This is a genomic window from Streptomyces sp. NPDC047841, from assembly GCF_040704085.1.
Lineage (GTDB): Bacteria > Actinomycetota > Actinomycetes > Streptomycetales > Streptomycetaceae > Streptomyces > Streptomyces argyrophylli.
In genome coordinates, this window is sequence record NZ_JBEYRP010000034.1 from 1 (window position 1) to 16,549 (window position 16,549).

At 73.7% G+C, this 16,549-nt stretch carries 14 protein-coding genes and 1 pseudogene; 3 read left to right on the forward strand and 12 right to left on the reverse strand.

Going from position 1 to position 16,549, the window contains the following annotated elements; translation table 11 throughout:
• Positions 1 to 91: 91 nt before the first annotated feature.
• Both AB0947_RS36880 and fdxA read right to left on the reverse strand, forming a co-directional pair.
• Positions 92 to 1,189 (reverse strand): bifunctional succinyldiaminopimelate transaminase/glutamate-prephenate aminotransferase, encoded by a 1,098-nt coding sequence (locus tag AB0947_RS36880; protein ID WP_366754747.1) that lies wholly within the window; start codon positions 1,187 to 1,189, stop codon positions 92 to 94.
• A gap of 123 nt (positions 1,190 to 1,312) precedes the next feature.
• Positions 1,313 to 1,633, reverse strand: coding sequence for a ferredoxin (gene fdxA / locus AB0947_RS36885; RefSeq protein ID WP_014674796.1), 321 nt, complete (start codon positions 1,631 to 1,633; stop codon positions 1,313 to 1,315).
• A gap of 140 nt (positions 1,634 to 1,773) precedes the next feature.
• On the opposite strand from fdxA, the pseudogene AB0947_RS36890 reads away from it, so the two are divergent.
• Positions 1,774 to 2,766, forward strand: a pseudogene (locus AB0947_RS36890) (GNAT family N-acetyltransferase); the annotation flags it as partial.
• Positions 2,767 to 3,495: 729 nt separating this feature from the next.
• Positions 3,496 to 4,362 (forward strand): transglutaminase-like domain-containing protein, encoded by an 867-nt coding sequence (locus tag AB0947_RS36895; RefSeq protein WP_366754748.1) that lies wholly within the window; start codon positions 3,496 to 3,498, stop codon positions 4,360 to 4,362.
• Between the two features lie 9 nt (positions 4,363 to 4,371).
• Here the strand turns inward: AB0947_RS36895 and AB0947_RS36900 are convergent, their stop codons facing one another.
• The 8 genes from AB0947_RS36900 to AB0947_RS36935 all read right to left on the reverse strand — a co-directional run bounded on the left by AB0947_RS36900 (position 4,372) and on the right by AB0947_RS36935 (position 12,098).
• The gene (locus AB0947_RS36900) at positions 4,372 to 4,986 is read right to left on the reverse strand and encodes a response regulator transcription factor (RefSeq protein WP_366754749.1); all 615 of its coding nucleotides are present in this window, start codon (positions 4,984 to 4,986) and stop codon (positions 4,372 to 4,374) included.
• On the reverse strand, positions 4,983 to 6,176 hold the full coding sequence (locus AB0947_RS36905) for a histidine kinase (RefSeq protein WP_366754750.1): 1,194 nt from the start codon (positions 6,174 to 6,176) through the stop codon (positions 4,983 to 4,985). Before AB0947_RS36905 ends, AB0947_RS36900 begins: the two co-directional genes overlap by 4 nt.
• Before the next feature lie 5 nt (positions 6,177 to 6,181).
• Entirely contained in the window at positions 6,182 to 6,922 is a 741-nt protein-coding gene (locus AB0947_RS36910) for an ABC transporter permease (protein ID WP_366754751.1), read from the reverse strand.
• Positions 6,919 to 7,848: an ABC transporter ATP-binding protein gene (locus AB0947_RS36915; protein WP_366754752.1), complete on the reverse strand. Its 930-nt coding sequence runs from the start codon at positions 7,846 to 7,848 to the stop codon at positions 6,919 to 6,921. The genes AB0947_RS36910 and AB0947_RS36915 overlap by 4 nt, the downstream gene beginning before the upstream one ends.
• 140 nt (positions 7,849 to 7,988) lie before the next feature.
• Positions 7,989 to 10,388: a hypothetical protein gene (locus AB0947_RS36920; protein WP_366754753.1), complete on the reverse strand. Its 2,400-nt coding sequence runs from the start codon at positions 10,386 to 10,388 to the stop codon at positions 7,989 to 7,991.
• Positions 10,389 to 10,581: 193 nt separating this feature from the next.
• Entirely contained in the window at positions 10,582 to 10,998 is a 417-nt protein-coding gene (locus AB0947_RS36925) for a DUF6113 family protein (protein WP_366754754.1), read from the reverse strand.
• The gene (gene mshB, locus AB0947_RS36930) at positions 10,995 to 11,855 is read right to left on the reverse strand and encodes an N-acetyl-1-D-myo-inositol-2-amino-2-deoxy-alpha-D-glucopyranoside deacetylase (protein ID WP_366754755.1); all 861 of its coding nucleotides are present in this window, start codon (positions 11,853 to 11,855) and stop codon (positions 10,995 to 10,997) included. The genes AB0947_RS36925 and mshB overlap by 4 nt, the downstream gene beginning before the upstream one ends.
• A 48-nt stretch (positions 11,856 to 11,903) precedes the next feature.
• Positions 11,904 to 12,098: a hypothetical protein gene (locus AB0947_RS36935; RefSeq protein WP_014674786.1), complete on the reverse strand. Its 195-nt coding sequence runs from the start codon at positions 12,096 to 12,098 to the stop codon at positions 11,904 to 11,906.
• Between the two features lie 172 nt (positions 12,099 to 12,270).
• On the opposite strand from AB0947_RS36935, the gene AB0947_RS36940 reads away from it, so the two are divergent.
• Complete coding sequence (locus AB0947_RS36940) at positions 12,271 to 14,412, forward strand: prolyl oligopeptidase family serine peptidase (protein WP_366754756.1); 2,142 nt, start codon at positions 12,271 to 12,273, stop codon at positions 14,410 to 14,412.
• 100 nt (positions 14,413 to 14,512) lie between these two features.
• Here AB0947_RS36940 and AB0947_RS36945 read toward each other — a convergent pair whose 3' ends face one another.
• Together AB0947_RS36945 and AB0947_RS36950 are read right to left on the reverse strand one after the other, a co-directional pair.
• Positions 14,513 to 15,580, reverse strand: a complete 1,068-nt coding sequence (locus tag AB0947_RS36945) for a dipeptide ABC transporter ATP-binding protein (RefSeq protein WP_366754757.1) — start codon at positions 15,578 to 15,580, stop codon at positions 14,513 to 14,515.
• The gene (locus AB0947_RS36950) at positions 15,564 to 16,547 is read right to left on the reverse strand and encodes an ABC transporter ATP-binding protein (RefSeq protein ID WP_366754758.1); all 984 of its coding nucleotides are present in this window, start codon (positions 16,545 to 16,547) and stop codon (positions 15,564 to 15,566) included. The genes AB0947_RS36945 and AB0947_RS36950 overlap by 17 nt, the downstream gene beginning before the upstream one ends.
• Positions 16,548 to 16,549 lie beyond the last annotated feature (2 nt).

The following is a 16,549-nucleotide window of genomic DNA, read 5'->3' on the forward strand; positions in this document are numbered from 1 at the left end:
AGTACGAGGGCCTGGGGCCGGCGCCCCGAGAGCACGCACCTGACGCCGCGCGGCCGCCCTCCGGGCGACGACGCGAATTGTCAGACAGGCCCTAGGCGGTCAGGCGGGCCACCGCCGCCCGCACGCGTTCGTCCGTCGCGGTGAAGGCCACGCGGACGTGATCGCGGCCCGCCTCGCCGTAGAAGTCGCCCGGGGCCACCAGGATGCCCCGGTCGGCCAGGCGGGCGACCGTGGTCCAGCAGGACTCGTCGCGGGTGGCCCAGAGGTAGAGGCTCGCCTCGCTGTGTTCGATGCGGAAGCCGTCGGCGAGGAGCGCCTCCCGGAGGGCCTCGCGGCGGGCGGCGTAGCGCTCGCGCTGCTCGTGCACGTGGACGTCGTCGCCGAGCGCGGCCACGACCGCCGCCTGCGTCGGCGCGGAGGTCATCATGCCGCCGTGCTTGCGGATCTCCAGCAGCGGGCCCAGGACGGCCGGGTCGCCGGCGGCGAAGGCCGCGCGGTAGCCCGCCAGGTTGGAGCGCTTGGAGAGGGAGTGGACGGCGACGATGCCGTCGTAGGAGCCGCCGTTGACGTCCGGGTGCAGGACCGAGACCGGGTCGGCCTCCCAGCCAAGCTCCAGGTAGCACTCGTCGGAGAAGACGAGGACGCCGTGGGCGCGGGCCCAGGCGACGATGTCCGTCAGCTCCTGCCGGGAGAGGACCTTGCCCGTGGGGTTGGACGGCGAGTTCAGCCAGAGCAGCTTCAGGCCGGCCGGGTCCAGGTCGCGCGGGTCGTCGTAGACCTCGTACGCGGCGCGGGCCAGGCGGGCGCCGACCTCGTACGTGGGGTAGGCCAGGCGCGGGTAGGCGACCCTGTCGCCGGGGCCGAGGCCGAGCTGGGTCGGCAGCCAGGCCACCAGCTCCTTGGAGCCGACGACCGGCAGGACGTGCCGGTGGGTGATCCCCCGGGCGCCCAGGCGGCGCTCCAGCCAGCCGGTGATCGCGTCGCGCAGGGCGGGGGTGCCCCAGACGGTCGGGTAGCCCGGGGAGTCGGCCGCGTCGATCAGGGCCTTCTGGACCAGCTCGGGGACCGGGTCGACCGGGGTGCCGACGGAGAGGTCGACGATGCCGTCCGGATGGGCCGCGGCCGTCTTCTTGTACGGCTCCAGCTTGTCCCAGGGGAAGGTGGGGAGCCGGTCGGAGACTGCGGACACGGGAATCAGGCTCACTTTCGTACGGTGCGGCAAACGCCTCGGTCCCGTGCGGCGGTGATCGGGGTGATCGGGCCGTACGGGACCGAGGCGGCGCGGTATGGCGGCCGCTTGGCGCTCAGACGGTCACTCGCCCTGCGGCGGCAGTGCGGCGACGAAGGGGTGGTCGCGCTCGATCAGCCCCAGCTTGCTGGCGCCGCCGGGCGAGCCGAGCTCGTCGAAGAACTCGACGTTCGCCTTGTAGTAGTCCTTCCACTCCTCGGGGACGTCGTCCTCGTAGAAGATCGCCTCGACCGGGCAGACCGGCTCACAGGCACCACAGTCGACGCATTCGTCCGGGTGGATGTACAAGGACCGCTGGCCCTCGTAGATGCAGTCGACCGGGCACTCCTCGATGCACGCCTTGTCCTTGACGTCGACACAAGGCTGCGCGATGACGTAGGTCACGCTGTCGTTCCTCCTCGATAGGGCGCTGGCGGGCCTCCTCAGGCTCCGCCGCCTGGCGCGCGGGAGCGCGGCGTCGTCGATGCCCGCCCCTAGTATCTCCGTTCCGGAGCACGATCCGAACAGGAGGGGTGAACTCACCGGTGGAAATCTCGGCGAAAGGACGCCTGGAGGTCCGAATCACCCCTGCTGACGTGGGGAAACGGGTCTCTGTACGGCAGTTGGGCGAACCCGGCGGCGGGCCGGAGAAGTTCACTGACACGGTGGGTGTTCTCACATCATGGGACGGTGGCGTGCTCATGATCACACGCCGGAACGGCGAACGGGTCCGGATTCCGCAATCCGCGCTGGTCGCCGGGAAGGTCGTGCCCGCCGCCCCGGCGCGGCGCAGGGGGCCCGCCGCCACGTATCCGGAACTCGCGCGGATCTCCTCCCGGGCGTGGCGGCCGGTGGAGAGCGAGCGGCTGGGCGAGTGGGAGCTGCGGGCGGCCGGCGGGTTCACGCGGCGCGCCAACAGCGTGCTGCCGATCGGGGACCCCGGGCTCCCGCTCGACGCGGCCCTGACGGCCGTACGGCGCTGGTACGGCGCGCGGGGCCTGCCCGCGTACGTGCAGACCGCGACCGGCGCCGAGGGCGCGCAGGAGATGCTGTGCGCGGAGCTGGAGCGGCGCGGCTGGGTGCGGGAGGTGACGGCCGAGCTGTGGACCGGGGCCCTGGCGCCGGTGGCGGACCGGGCCGGGGGCGCGGGGGTGGTGCTGTCCCGGGCGGCGGACGAGGCGTGGCTCGCGCGGTACCAACGCAAGGGGGTGGGCGAGGTGGCCCTGCGGGTGCTCGGTTCCGGCCCGTCGGTGTGGTTCGCCTCCGTGCCCGGCGCCGGGGAGGGCGAGCCCCCGGCGGCGATCGGGCGGTGTGTCGTGGACGGGCGGTGGGCCGGGTTCGCCGCCGTCGAGGTGGACCCCGGCCGGCGGCGGCAGGGGCTGGCCACCGAGGTCATGGCCGCGCTGGCCCGGCGCGCGCTGGAGGAGGGCGCCTCGGCGGCCTGGCTCCAGGTGGAGACGGACAACGACTCCGCCCGAGCCCTCTACCGCGGCCTCGGCTTCACCCCCCACCACGCCTACCACCACTACCGGGCCCCCGAGGAACAGAGCCCGCCGCAGCAGCCCCCCACCACCGCCGACCGGCTGTCCCCGGGGGACGCCCCGGGGAGGCGGTCCCTGCCGCAGGGCGCCTCCGGGGCCGGGCCTCTGCCGCAGGGCGTCTCAGGGACGGGGCCTCTGCCGCAGGGTGCCCCCGAGACCGGGTCCCTGGCTCAGGGCGCCTCCCAGACCGGACCCCTGCCCCACGGCACCGCCGAGACCGGACCCCTGCCACAGGGCGCCTCCCAGACCGGACCCCTGCCACAGGGCGCCTCCCAGACCGGACCCCTGCCACAGGGCGCCTCCCAGACCGGACCCCTGCCTCACGGCACCGCCGAGACCGGGTCCCCAGCTCAGGACACCCCCGAGACCGGACCCCTGCCACAGGGCGCCTCCCAGATCGGCCCCCCGCCTCACGGCGCCCCCGAAACCGAGTCCGTGCCACAGCGCGCCCCCCAAACCGGACCCCTGCCGCAAGGCACCGGCTCCCTGCCCAAGGACGCCCCCGCCACCCGACCCCTGCCCCAGAACGCCCCCGTGACCCCGGGTCCGGGCAGGTGACGCGGCCGGTGTCCGTCGTCGGCGGGGCGACGTGCGCAGGGGTCCGACTCGGCCGAGAGGCCACCGCGGCCGCCGGATCCGGCCCCGTGGCCACCCGGTGTCCCGGGCGTCGCGGGCGTCCCGGTCCGGGCGGCCGTAGAACTCCTCGTGGAAGGGCATGAGGCTGCCATGAGCCATCCGTATCTGCCGCCCCCGTATCCGCCCCCCGAGGACCGCTCCGCCGAGCTGCGGCGGCGCTTCGCCGAGGAGGCCCGGTCCGAGCGGCCGGACCTGTCGGCGCTGTGCCTGCTGATCGGCGCGGAGACGGACGGCTCGCTGGACGAGGCCGGCCTGGACGCCGCGCAGGCGGAGCTGGACCGGCTGGCGGGCGAGCTGCCGTACCGGCCGGGCGGGCCGCGGGCGTGGGCGGAGGCCGTACGGGGGCTGCTCGGCACCCGCCACGGGTTCCACGGGACGCCGGGCGACTACCAGCGGCTGGAGTCCTCGCTGCTGCACGAGGTGCTGCGGCGGCGGCGCGGGCTGCCGATCCTGCTGTCGGTGGTGTGGCTGGAGGTCGCGCGCCGGGCGGGCGCCCCGGTGTACGGGGTCGCGCTGCCGGGGCACTTCGTGGTCGGGTTCGGGGCGGCGGCGGAACAGGTGCTGGCCGATCCGTTCGACGGTGGCCGGCTGCTCACCGGGACGGACGCCGAGCTGCTGGTCGTGGGTGCCACGGGCACGCCGCCGGACCCCTCGATGCTGCGACCGGCGCCGCCCCTGGAGGTCGTCCAGCGCGTCCTGAACAACATCCGGGCGTGGGCGGCGGCCCGGCCGGAGCGGTCGGACGTCGCGCTGCGGGCCGTCGAGCTGGCGCTGCTCATCCCCTCGCACCCGGCGCGGCTGCGCTACGAGCGCGGGCAACTGCTGGTGCAGCGCGGCGAGTTCGTCGCGGGCGCCGAGGAGTTGCAGCACTACGCCGACCTGATCGAGGTGGTGGACGAGTCCGCGGCCCGCAAGGTCCGGCAGGAGGCGCGCACGGCGAGGGCCAAGCTCAACTGAGCCGGTCGCTCAGAGCCATCCCTTGTCCCTGGCTATCCGTACCGCCTCCGCCCTGTTGCGCGCGGCCAGTTTCTGGATGGCGGTCGACAGGTAGTTGCGGACCGTCCCCTGGGACAGGTGGAGGGCCCGGGCGAGTTCGGCGTTGGTGGAGCCGTCGGCCGCCGCGCGGAGCACCTCGCGTTCGCGTTCGGTGAGCGGGTTGGCGCCCTCGGCGAGCGCGGCGGCGGCCAGGGTGGGGTCGATGACCCGCTCCCCGGCCAGCACCTTGCGGATCGCCTCGGCGAGCTGCGCGGCCGGGGCGTCCTTGACGAGGAAGGCGTCGGCGCCCGCCTCCATGGCGCTGCGCAGGTAGCCGGGGCGCCCGAAGGTGGTGAGGACGACCAGCCTGACCCGCGGATGCTCCCGGCGCACCTGGGCCGCGGCCTCGATGCCGGTGCAGCCGGGCATCTCGATGTCGAGCAGCGCGACGTCCACGTCGTGCGCGCCGACGGCCGCGAGCACCTCGTCACCGCGCGCCACCTGGGCGACGACCTCGATGTCGTCCTCCAGGCCGAGCAGCGCGGCCAGCGCCTCGCGGACCATCGACTGGTCCTCGGCGAGGAGGACCTTGATCATGCTCGTCATGCCCCGGATCCTACGTCCGCCCCGGCGGCCGCGGGCACGCGCGCGACGAGCCGGAACCCGTGCCCGACCCGCCCCGCCTCCAGAGCGCCGCCGGCCTTCTCCAGGCGCTCGGTCAGCCCGGTCAGCCCGTTGCCGGGCCCCTTCCCGGAGCCCCCGCTCCCGCTGTCCTCGACGGAGAGTTCGAGCACCGGTCCGTCCAGGGTCTGGCGGCGCAGCAGCCGTACGGCGCAGCGGTCGGCGCCGCTGTGCCGGACCACGTTGGTGACCGCCTCGCGCAGCGCCCAGGCCAGCGCGGACTCGGCCTCCTCGGGCACGCCGGCGAGGTCGGGTTCGGCGGGCACCTCGGCGATCACCCCGGCGGCCGTCAGGGCGACCTGGGCGCCGGCGAGTTCGGCGGCGAGCCGGGGCCGCCGGTAGCCGGTGACGGCCTCCCGGACGTCCACCAGGGCCTGCCGGCTGACCTGCTCGATGTCGGCGACCTGCTGGGCCGCCTTGTCGGGGTGGCCGGGCAGCATCCGGCCGGCCAGCTCGCTCTTGAGCGTGATCAGTGACAGGGAATGGCCGAGCAGGTCGTGCAGGTCGCGGGCGAGGCGGAGCCGCTCCTCGTTGGCGGCGAGCTGGGCGACGGTGGCCCGCGCCTTGCGCAACTCGATCGTGGTGCGCACCAGTTGCCCGACGCCGACCATCGCGAAACCGATGAGCACGACGAGGAGCAGCAGGCCACGGGCCTCCTTCTCGTTCGAGTGCAGCCCGACCAGGTACATCAGCGCGGCCGTCGCCGGGATCGCCCAGTACGACGCCCGGACCGGCAGGGTGGCCCCGCAGGCCACCGCCAGGTAGACGAAGAGGCCGAGCCAGGCGCTGCCGAGGGTGCAGGCGAGGACGGGGGCCAGGACGGCCAGGACCGCGAGGAGGCCGACGACGGTCCGGGGCGCGAAGGACCGGCCCATGTTGCGGAAGACCAGCGCCAGGTAGGTCCCGACGAACGCGGCCAGGCCGAGGGAGCCGGCCAGGGTGGCGCGCGCGGTGTGGCCGCCGTTGACCAGGTCGTCGACCGGGGAGCTCAGGAAGACCAGCCACACGCCGATCCACAGCACCTTGGTCAGCACGTCCCGCCGGGTGCGGGGGGGCTGGCCCGGCCGCACCTGGTGTTCCGGCCGCTTCTCGCCGGTCAGGGGGTCTTCCGTCATCGCGCTCACGCCTTCAGCGTGTCCTTCCGGTACAGCCAGGCCGCGCCGCCCGCGAACAGGACGAAGTAGACGGCGAGGACGGCGATGTCCGCCCCGTGGGGCGCCTGGCTCTGCTCGATCGCCCGTCCCAGGGCAGCGTACGCGTGCGTGGGGAGCCACCTGGCGATGTCCTGGAGGACCTGCGGGAAGGTCGTGGACGGCATCCACAGGCCGCCGAGGATCGACAGACCGAAGTAGACGATCATCGTGATCGGGCGGACCGCGTCCCCGGAGGCGAGGTAGCCGAGGGCGACGCCGAGCGCGGCGAAGACCAGGCTGCCGGCCCAGATGACCCCGGTGAGGGCGAGCCACTGCCAGGCGTCCAGGCGCACCTGCTTCACACCGGCGGCGACGGCGAACACGACGACGATGGCCGGCAGGCTCACCACGGCGGCGCTCGCGGTCTTGGCGAGGACGTAGCCGCGGCCCGGCAGCGGGGTCAGCCGCAGCTGCCGTACCCAGCCGCTCTCGCGTTCCTTGGCGATGCGCTCGCTGTTGCCCATCAGGACGGCGGTCAGGGCGCCGAAGGAGGCCATGGAGACCATCAGGTAGGTGGCGACGGTCAGGCCGGTGCCGTCGACCCGCTCGTTCGCGCCGGCGCTGCTGGAGAAGATCAGGTAGATGATCGAGGGGTAGAGCACCGAGAAGAACAGGAACTTCCTGTTTCGCAGGGCGCGGGCCAGTTCGAGCTTGATGAGGGCGTTCACGACTGCTTGGCCTCCTCGGCCTCCGTGATGGCGACGAAGGCCTGCTCCAGACCGAGCCCGGCGACTTCGAGATTGCGGGGGTAGACGCCGAGGCCGTAGAGGGCGTGCACGGTCGCGTCGGCGTCGGCGGACTGGATGCGGACGGTCTGGCCCGAGACGTCGACCGAGGTGAGGAACGGCAGCCCGCGCAGGGCGCCCTCGTCGATCTCGCCGGCCAGGTCGAAGGAGATCCGCCGCGCGCCCGCCCTGGCCTTGATCTCGGCGGCCGTGCCGTCGGCGAGGAGCCGGCCCCGGTGCAGCACCAGGACCCGGTCCGCGATGGCGTCGGCCTCCTCCAGGTAGTGCGTGGCGAAGAGGACCGTACGGCCCTGGTCGGCCTGTTCGCGCATGGTGGCCCAGAAGGCCTGGCGCGCGGCGACGTCCATGCCGGTGGTCGGCTCGTCCAGGAGGATCAGGTCGCTGTCGCCGGCGGTGGCGAGGGCGAAGCGGACCCGCTGCGCCTGGCCGCCGGAGAGCTTGTCCACCTTGCGGTCGGCGATCTGGGCGATGCCCGCGCGGGCCAGCACGTCGGAGACCGGGTACGGCCGCGGGTGCAGGGAGCACGCCAGCTTCACCAGTTCGGCGACGGTGACCCCGTCCATCAGGCCGCCGCTCTGCAGCATCGCCCCGACCCGGCCGGCGACGATCGCCTCGCGCGGGCTGCCGCCGAACAGGCTCACCGTGCCGGTGTCGGCCTGCTTGAGCCCGAGCAGCAGGTCCAGGGTGGTGGACTTGCCGGCCCCGTTCGGGCCGAGGAGGGCGACGGTCTCGCCCGGGTACAACCGGAGCGAGAGGCCCTCGACGGCCCGTACGCTCCCGTACGTCTTGGTCACCTGGTCGAACCCGACCACCGGGGTGGTGGTGGCCGGTGCCGCTGTCGTCGTCATGCCGTCCATGCTGACGGCGGGGGCCCCCGGCCGGGCAGTGCCGGGCGTCCTGAGCGCCGCATGACAGATGTCACGCGGACCGGGCCGCGGACACGGCGAGGGGCGCCCCCTCGGCGGGAGCGCCCCTGGAAACGGCCGGGCTACTTCGGGTTGGTGTCGATGACCCCGACCCGCTGCGCCTCCGTCTTGCCCCGCAGGGCCTGGCGCAGCGCGCCGACCACGTCCTGCGGCAGCACACCGCGCTTTCCGGTCGCGGTCTGGATCTGTACGCCGTCGAAGGTGCTGCCGTACGCCTCCTTGAGCGCGTTGAGGTCGTACGTGTCCACGAGCTTGCCGTCCACGGCCTTGAAGCCGAGGATCTTCGGCAGCGACACCGGACCGAACCGGATGACGTGCGCCGCGTCGGTCTGCACCTTGACGATGCCGGACATCGCGGGCTTCGCGAAGTCGTTCAAGACCCGGTCCACCTCGGCGTTCGACACCGTCGGCTGCTTGATGGCGGTCGGCACGGTGACCGGGGGCGTGCTGCCCGTCTCCACCAGCGTGCGGTACGCCTGCTCGACCGCCGTGGTCGAGCGGGCCGCGTCGATGGCCTTGCCCGCCTTGCCGTAGACCGCCACGGCCTTGCCGCCCGGCTCGAACTTGATGGTGCCGTCCGTGGCCGAGCCCGAACCTCCGCCGGCCTGCTGGAGCGCGGCCTGGAGCTTCTCCTCGTCCACCGGCATGACCGGCTCGACCACGCGCTTCTGCCCGAAGAGGGAGCCGACGACGTGGACCGGGTTGTAGTCGCTCTTCGCGGCCCCGCTCACCGTGGCCTGGTAGTCGAACTGGAGACCGGCGTTCTCCGGCGTGAGGGTGACCGTCCTGCCGCCCACGGCCAGCTTCAGCGGCTTGTTCACCCGGCTGCCGAAGGCGTCGTCCAGCTTCTTGACGGCGTCGTCGCGGGTGCCGCCGCCGATGTCGACGCCGAGCACGGTGGTGCCCTTGGGCACGTCGGTGTGGTTCATCAGCAGTCCGGCGCCGTAGGCACCGCCCGCCACGACGAACACGCCGACGACGAGCAGCATCAGCTTGCTGCGGCCCTTCTTCTTCTTGCCCGCCGCCTTGGGCGCGGCGGCCGGCTCCGGCTTGGGCGCCGCGGGCGTCGCCGGGCCGCCGGGCGGGCTGCCGAACGCGGGCTTGCCGGTGTCCGGGCCGACTGGGACGCCGCTGGTGACGGTGTGTCCGGAGACGTTGTCGGCGGACGGGGGGCGGTATCCGGGCGTGCCCGGCTCGGGGACATGCTTCTGCGGGGTGAGGATCGCGGTGTCGTCGCTGAGCCCGCCACCGGGAGCACGGCCGGCCGGGCCGCCGGGAGTGACTCCCGGAGCGCCGGGACCGCCGGGTCCGTCGAAGCCGCCGGGGCCGCCCGCGGCGCCGGGCGCGTCGAGAGCGGCGATGTCGGTGAGGGCGCTGCGCGCCGGCGAGGAGCCCTGGCCGCCGAAGCCGGCGGCCGGCGGGACGAGGGTGCCGTCGCCGGTCACCGGGCCGCTGGTGGGACCGGCCGGGCCGCCCTGCGGACCGCCGGGGCCGCCGTGGCCACCGGGTCCGTCGAAGCCGCTGGCGCCCCCGGGACCGCCGTTCCCACGGGCACCGCCCGCGGCACCGCCGAAGCCGTCCTGGCCGCCGACGCCCGCGGCACCGCCGCCGAAGCCGTCCTGGCCGCCGAAGCCGTCGTGCCCGCCGGTGCCCGTGCCGTAGTCGTCCTGGCCGCCGTGCTCCGAGAAGTACGGCAGGTCGTCACGGCGGGGCTCGTCGGAGCCGGTGGAGGAGCCGGGGCGGGAGCCGCCGAGGGGGCCCGCGGTCAGGGCCTCGGTCACGTCGAAGGAGCCGGTGCCGCCGCCGTGCCCCGGGGCGACCGGGCCACCGGTGGCGCCGGGCAATCCCCTGCCGTTCGTACCGCCGGTGCGCGGTCCGCCCGGGACGCTCATGGAGCCGACCACCCCACCGGGACGCCCGCCGCCGGAGCGTGCGCCGGTGGTACCGGCCGCACCCGAAGCTCCCGGACCACTCGAACGGGTGCCCGACACGCCGGAGGGGGCGGTGGTGGCGGCGGAACCGCCGGACGTCCCGGCGCCGTTCGCGCCGCCGCCGCCCGGACCGCCCTTGGGCGCGCCCGACTTGCGCGGCGCGAACCAGTCGCTGGTCTTCTCCCCCGGCTGGCCGTCGGGCCCGGCCGGGGCCTCGGCGGCGCCGGCGGACGGGCCGTCGGCCACGGGCCGCGGCTCGGCGGCCGGTGCCTCCTCCCCGGCGCCCTCGCCGTCCCCGACGGGCTTGCGCACGACGACCGGCGGGATGGGCCGGGACCCGGGGATGTTGATCCGGATCCGGGTCGTCAGCGTGGTCTCGGTCTTCTTCTCCTCGGGCCGCGTGCCCGAACGGCCCGCGCCCGTACCGTCGTCGGAAGCCATGGGGGTCCCGTACGGCGGCGTGCCGGAGGGGTATGCGGCTCCGCCGCGCCCGTTGGGCCCGGAGGACGGAGTGTCAGTTTCACGACTCAAGGCAGGTTCTCCCGGTTGGCTCCGCCGCCCGTTTCGACCTCAGCTGGGGGCACCCCCTGTTCGAGCGCAGTCGACAACTTGGGGGAGGCTCGGCGGCGCGCACCACCATACTGGCCACTTCTGGCGCGTATCCCATGACCGCCGAGGAAACCCACATCGGACTCGCACGGGCACCGCACGGCGAAGTGGTACGTCACTTGGCAAGTCGGGCGGAGCCGCCGCGCGGTTGCCGTCCCGCGCCGACGGTGGCGCAGATCACAGCGACGGCCATGCCGCCGAGCAGGTACAGGTAGGAACTGCCGCCCGCGCCGAAGAGGTAGTCGCCCTCCGGGCGCGTGGTGGTGAGCAGGATGACGGCGACGACCCAGCCCGCCGCCGGCGCGACCGCCCCGCCCCGGCCCCGGGTGGCGTACGCCCCGCCGAGGAAGAGTCCGGCGGCGCCCGCGAGGGAGAGCAGCAGCCCGCCGGGGAACCAGGCGGCCTGGAGCAGGGCCCCGGCGAGGCCCGTGACGGCCCCGAGCAGGAACAGGCCGACGAGGGCGGCGGCCCGTCCCGCGGAGGGCGGACGCAGCGGCTGGGCGAGCGGGGATCCGTTCCCGCCGCCGCTCATGACGTCTCCCCGGGGCCGAGGCCGGCGAAGAGGTCGGTCTCCCCGCGCTCTCCCACCCCGTGCGCCAACTCGTAGTACTCGGTGGTGAACAGCGGCTGGGCGAGTGCGTTGGAGAGCGCGAAGTACGGCTCGGCGACCTCGATCTGGGTGGCGTGGGCGCGCATGGCGGCGGCCTTGGCGGCGGCGTACGCGCTGCCGTCGATCGTGGTGGTGATCCGCTCGTCGGCCACCACGCCGGGTACGTCGTCCACGGTGGCACCCTTGTCGAACGGCAGTACGGACAGCTCGTCCTGGAGGCGGGCGAAGGCGGCTTCGGCGACGGAGCGCGGGACGCGGTTCCAGTACACCTTGGCGATCCGGTGGCCGCGTCCGGCCGCGAGGTCGACCGCGCGCATGGCGACGCGGTGGGCCTGGATGTGGTCCGGGTGGCCGTAGCCGCCGTCGTCGTCGTACGTCACGAGGACCTGGGGGCGGACCTCCAGGATCACCTCGGCGAGCGTCCCGGCGGCCTTGTCGACGTCGGCCTGCCAGAAGCAGCCGGGGTCGTCGTTGTCGGCGAGGCCCATCATCCCGGAGTCGCCGTACCGCCCGGCGCCGCCGAGCAGCCGGGAGTCCGTGACGCCGAGCGCGGACACGGCAGCGGCCAGCTCGCCGCGCCGGTACGCGCCCAGCGCGGCGCCCGTCAGGTGCCGCAGCCCGGGCGGGATGACCTCGCCCCGCTCCCCCAGCGTGCAGGTGACCAGGGTCACGTGGGCGCCCTCGGCCGCGTACCGGGCCATGGTCGCGCCGTTGTTGATCGACTCGTCGTCCGGGTGCGCGTGCACCAGGAGGAGACGCCGGGAGGGCAGTTCCGTCATGGGGACCAGCCTACGAGGTCCCCGCACCCGGCCCCGCGACACCGCCCGTCAGAACTTGATGCTGCCGATCATGCTCGCGACGTTGGTCGTCAGCTCGCTGATCGTGGGAGCCACGGTCGAGGAGGAGAGATAGAAGCCGAGCAGGATGCAGACGACCGCGTGGCCGCCCTTCAGCCCTGACTTCTTGATCAGCAGGAAGACGATGATCGCCAGCAGCACCACCGCCGAAATCGAGAGTGCCACGGCGGCTCACCTCCAAAGATCCCAGGGACGCGGGTTCCAGATCAGTTGAGCAAATCCATGCAGACGCCAGCAGGTTCCTACCCACTCTGCGGTAGTGATCATAACTATCCGTACTCGCGCATCGATCGGCGCACAGCCGCACAAGGGGGCGCATGGCCAATATGGTCGGGGTATGACGACCGAGGCTGACTCCTTCCCCCGACGGCACGCCCGGACCCAGCGGTTCACGCTCGGCGCGCCGCGTGCGTTCGCCGTGGCACCCGACGGTTCGCGTGTCGCGTTCCTGCGTTCCGGCTCGGGCACCGACCGGGCCAACTCCCTGTGGGTGATGGATCTTCCGGGGGGTGCGGAACGCCTGGCGGCCGATCCGCGCGCGCTCCTGAAGGGTGCCGCCGAGGAGCTGTCGGCCGAGGAGCGGGCGCGCCGCGAGCGCAGCCGCGAGGGCGGCGCCGGGATCGTCGGCTATGCCACCGACGGCGCCCTGGAGTTGGCGTCTTTCGCCTTGTCAGGGCGGCTTTTCACGGCGGAGCTGCGCGCCGGGACGGCCCGTGAACTCACCGTTCCCGGACCGGTGGTCGACCCGCGTCCGTCCCCCGACGGCCGGCACATCGCGTACGTCGCCGGGGGTGCGCTGCGGGTGGTCGGCGCCGGGGGCGACGGCGACCGGGCGCTGGCCGAGCCGGAGTCGGCGGACGTCTCCTACGGCCTCGCGGAGTTCATCGCGGCCGAGGAGATGGCGCGTTCGCGGGGCTTCTGGTGGGCGCCGGGGTCGGACCGGCTGCTCGTGGCGCGCGTGGACGACACGCCGGTACGGCGGTGGTGGATCTCCGATCCGGCGCACCCGGACCGTGAGCCGGCCGCCATCCGGTACCCGGCCGCCGGCACCCCGAACGCGGACGTCCGCCTGTTCGTGTGCGGGCTGGACGGGACGCGCACGGAGGTGGTCTGGGACCGTGCGCGCTACCCGTATCTGGCGCGTGCGCACTGGTCAGAGGCGGGTGCGCCGCTGCTGCTCGTCCAGGCGCGGGATCAGCGGGGCCAGCTCTACCTGGCGGTGGACCCGGATTCCGGGGCCACCCGGATGGTGCACGCCGATGAAGATCCAACTTGGCTTGAACTTTTCGCCGGTGTGCCCTGCTGGAACCCCTCCGGGCAGCTTGTCCGCATCGCGGACGAGGGCGGCGCGCGGGTGCTGGCGGTCGGCGAACGTCCCTTGACCAGCGGTCAGTTGCATCTGCGGGCGGTCCTGGACGTGGGTGCGGACGACGTACTGGTTTCCGCCTCTTCCGGCCCGGAGGCCGAGGCGCCCGAGATTGGCGAAGTCCATGTGTACCGGGTGAACGAACTGGGCGTGGAGCGGCTGTCGCGGGAACCCGGTGTGCACTCGGCGGTGCGCTCGGGGAACGTGACCGTCCTCCTGTCCGCGGCGCTGGACCGGCCGGGCACCCGGGTCCAGGTGCTGTGTGACGGAAAACCAGCGGCAACTGTACGGTCGTACGCCGAAGATCCCGGTTTGTCCCCCCGGGTGACTCTCACCCAAGGGGGCGCACGCCGGATTCCGTGCGCCGTGCTTATGCCACGGGACTACCCCGGTGACACTCCCCTGCCGGTCCTCCTGGACCCCTACGGCGGTCCGCACGGCCAGCGCGTGGCCGCCGCGCACAACGTCCACCTCACCTCCCAGTGGTTCGCCGACCAGGGCTTCGCGGTGGTCGTCGCCGACGGCCGGGGCACCCCGGGCCGCTCGCCCGCCTGGGAGAAGGCGATCCGGGACGACGTGGCGGCGGTCGTCCTCGAGGACCAGGTCGACGCCCTGCACGCGCTCGCCGAGCGGTACCCGCTGGACCTCTCCCGGGTGGCGATCCGGGGCTGGTCCTTCGGCGGCTACCTGGCGGCGCTGGCGGTGCTGCGCCGCCCGGACGTCTTCCACGCGGCGGTGGTCGGCGCGCCGGTCACCGACCTCAGGCTGTACGACACCCACTACCAGGAGCGGTATCTCGGCGACCCGGACGAGCGGCCGGAGGTCTACCGGCGCAACTCGGTGATCGACGACGCGGGCCTGGTCGACCCCGCCGAGCCGCACCGCCCGATGCTGGTCATCCACGGGCTGGCGGACGACAACGTGGTCGTGGCGCACTCCCTGCGCCTGTCCTCCGCGCTGCTGGCCGCCGGCCGCCCGCACGAGGTGCTGCCCCTGTCGGGGGTGACCCACATGACCCCGCAGGAGACGGTCGCCGAGAACCTGCTCCTGCTCCAGCTGGACTTCCTCCGCCGCTCCCTGCCCCGGCCCGCGGAGACCGGTGAACCGCGTTAACACACAGGCAACTTCACCGAAGCCGTGCCGCTATACGGACACGGCATCCTGAAGGACGTACGGCCGTGCGGGTGCCGTGAACGGGCCGGGGTGCGCCATGTCACCCCGGCCCGTTGCCGTTCAGCCGGGACTCCTCCGGCGGCACCACGTGTTTCTCCTCCGCGAAGTGGCAGGCCGAGGCGTGCGCGGCGGGTCCGGCCGCGTCACGGAAGGCGGCCGGCACGGCGAGCGCGGGCACCTCCACGGCGCAGCGTTCGCGCGCCTTCCAGCAGCGGGTGCGGAAGCGGCAGCCGGAGGGGATGTCGGCCGGGGAGGGCACGTCACCGGTGAGGATGATGCGTTCGCGGTGTTCGCGGGCGTCGGGATCGGGTACCGGGACGGCCGAGAGCAGCGCCTGGGTGTAGGGGTGCGTGGGGTGGTCGTAGATCTCGGTGTCGCGTCCGGTCTCCACGATGCGGCCGAGGTACATGACGGCGACGCGGTCGGAGATGTGGCGGACGATGGACAGGTCGTGGGCGATGAAGACGTAGGAGAGGCCGAAGTCCGCCTGGAGGCGGGCGAGGAGGTTGACGACCTGGGCCTGGACGGAGACGTCGAGGGCGGAGACGGGTTCGTCGGCCACGATGATCTCGGGGCGCAGCGCCAGTGCGCGCGCGATGCCGATGCGCTGGCGCTGGCCGCCGGAGAACTGGTGGGGGTAGCGGTTGGCGTACTCGGGGTCGAGGCCGACGACGTCGAGGAGTTCCCGCACCCTGCGGCGGCGGTCGCCCCTGGGGGCCGCCTCGGGGTGGATGTCGTAGGGCTCGCCGATGATGTCGCCGACCGTCATGCGGGGGTTGAGGGAGGTGTAGGGGTCCTGGAAGACCATCTGGATGTCGCGGCGCACGGCTTTGAGGGCCTTGCCGGACAGCCGGGTGATGTCCTCTCCCCTGAACGTGACGGTGCCGGCGGTGGGCCGTTCGAGGCCGCACAGGAGCCTGGCGACGGTGGACTTGCCGCAGCCCGATTCGCCGACGATGCCGAGCGTTTCGCCCTGGGCGAGGGTGAAGTCGACGCCGTCGACGGCCCGGACCGCGCCGATCTGCTTCCTGAACAGCACGCCCCGGGTGAGCGGGTAGTGCTTGACCAGGCCGGTCACTTCGAGCAGGGGCTCAGTGTCCGAGGCCATCGAGGCACTCCCTCCAGAAGTGGCAGGCGCTGCCCCGCTCGCCGGACACCTCGTACAGCGGGGGTTCCTCGGTACGGCAGACGTCCCTGGCCAGGGGGCAGCGGGGGTGGAAGGAGCAGCCGGGCGGGATGTGCGTCAGGTTGGGCGGCAGGCCCTTGATGGCGTAGAGCTGCCGGCCCTTGTGGCCGAGGCGGGGGATGGAGTCCAGCAGGCCCCGGGTGTAGGGGTGGGCGGGGGCTTTGTAGAGGTCGTGCACGGGCGCGGACTCCACGATCCGGCCCGCGTACATCACCGCGATCCTGTCCGCCACGTCGGCGACGACGCCCAGGTCGTGGGTGATGAGGATCAGCCCCATGCGGTACTCGCGCCGCAGGTCCGCGAGGAGGTCCATGACCTGCGCCTGGACGGTGACGTCGAGGGCGGTGGTGGGTTCGTCGGCGATGATGAGCGCCGGTTCCAGGGCCAGCGCCATGGCGATCATGATGCGCTGGCGCATCCCGCCGGAGAACTGGTGGGGGTAGTCGCGCACACGCTGGGCGGCGGCCGGGATGCGTACCCGCTCCATCAGCTCCACGGCCCTCGCCCGCGCGTCCTTGCGTGACGCGCCCCGGTGGACGACGAACATCTCCCCGAGCTGATCCCCCACCGTCATCACCGGATTGAGGGCGGACAGGGCGTCCTGGAAGATCATCGCCATTCCGGTGCCCCGGATCCTCCTGCGCTCCTCGCCCTTGAGCGTCAGCAGATCCCGGCCCTGGAACAGGATCCGCCCCCGGGTGATCCGCCCGGGCGGCGTGTCGAGGATGCCCATCACGGCCTGCGCGGTGACCGACTTCCCCGATCCCGACTCCCCCAGCACCGCCAGCGTCTGACCCGCGTCGACGGCGTAACCGACGCCGTTGACGGCGTGGGCGACGCCGTCCCGGGTGTGGAACTCCACGTGCAGGTCGCGGACGTCGAGCAGCACGG

Coding starts and splice junctions, on each gene's coding strand:
- AB0947_RS36895 (WP_366754748.1), top strand. CDS start 3,496: ATGAGCCATCCGTATCTGCCGCCCCCGTATCCGCCCCCCGAGGACCGC.
- AB0947_RS36900 (WP_366754749.1), bottom strand. CDS start 4,986: ATGACGAGCATGATCAAGGTCCTCCTCGCCGAGGACCAGTCGATGGTC.
- AB0947_RS36905 (WP_366754750.1), bottom strand. CDS start 6,176: ATGACGGAAGACCCCCTGACCGGCGAGAAGCGGCCGGAACACCAGGTG.
- AB0947_RS36915 (WP_366754752.1), bottom strand. CDS start 7,848: ATGACGACGACAGCGGCACCGGCCACCACCACCCCGGTGGTCGGGTTC.
- AB0947_RS36925 (WP_366754754.1), bottom strand. CDS start 10,998: ATGAGCGGCGGCGGGAACGGATCCCCGCTCGCCCAGCCGCTGCGTCCG.
- mshB (WP_366754755.1), bottom strand. CDS start 11,855: ATGACGGAACTGCCCTCCCGGCGTCTCCTCCTGGTGCACGCGCACCCG.
- AB0947_RS36940 (WP_366754756.1), top strand. CDS start 12,271: ATGACGACCGAGGCTGACTCCTTCCCCCGACGGCACGCCCGGACCCAG.
- AB0947_RS36945 (WP_366754757.1), bottom strand. CDS start 15,580: ATGGCCTCGGACACTGAGCCCCTGCTCGAAGTGACCGGCCTGGTCAAG.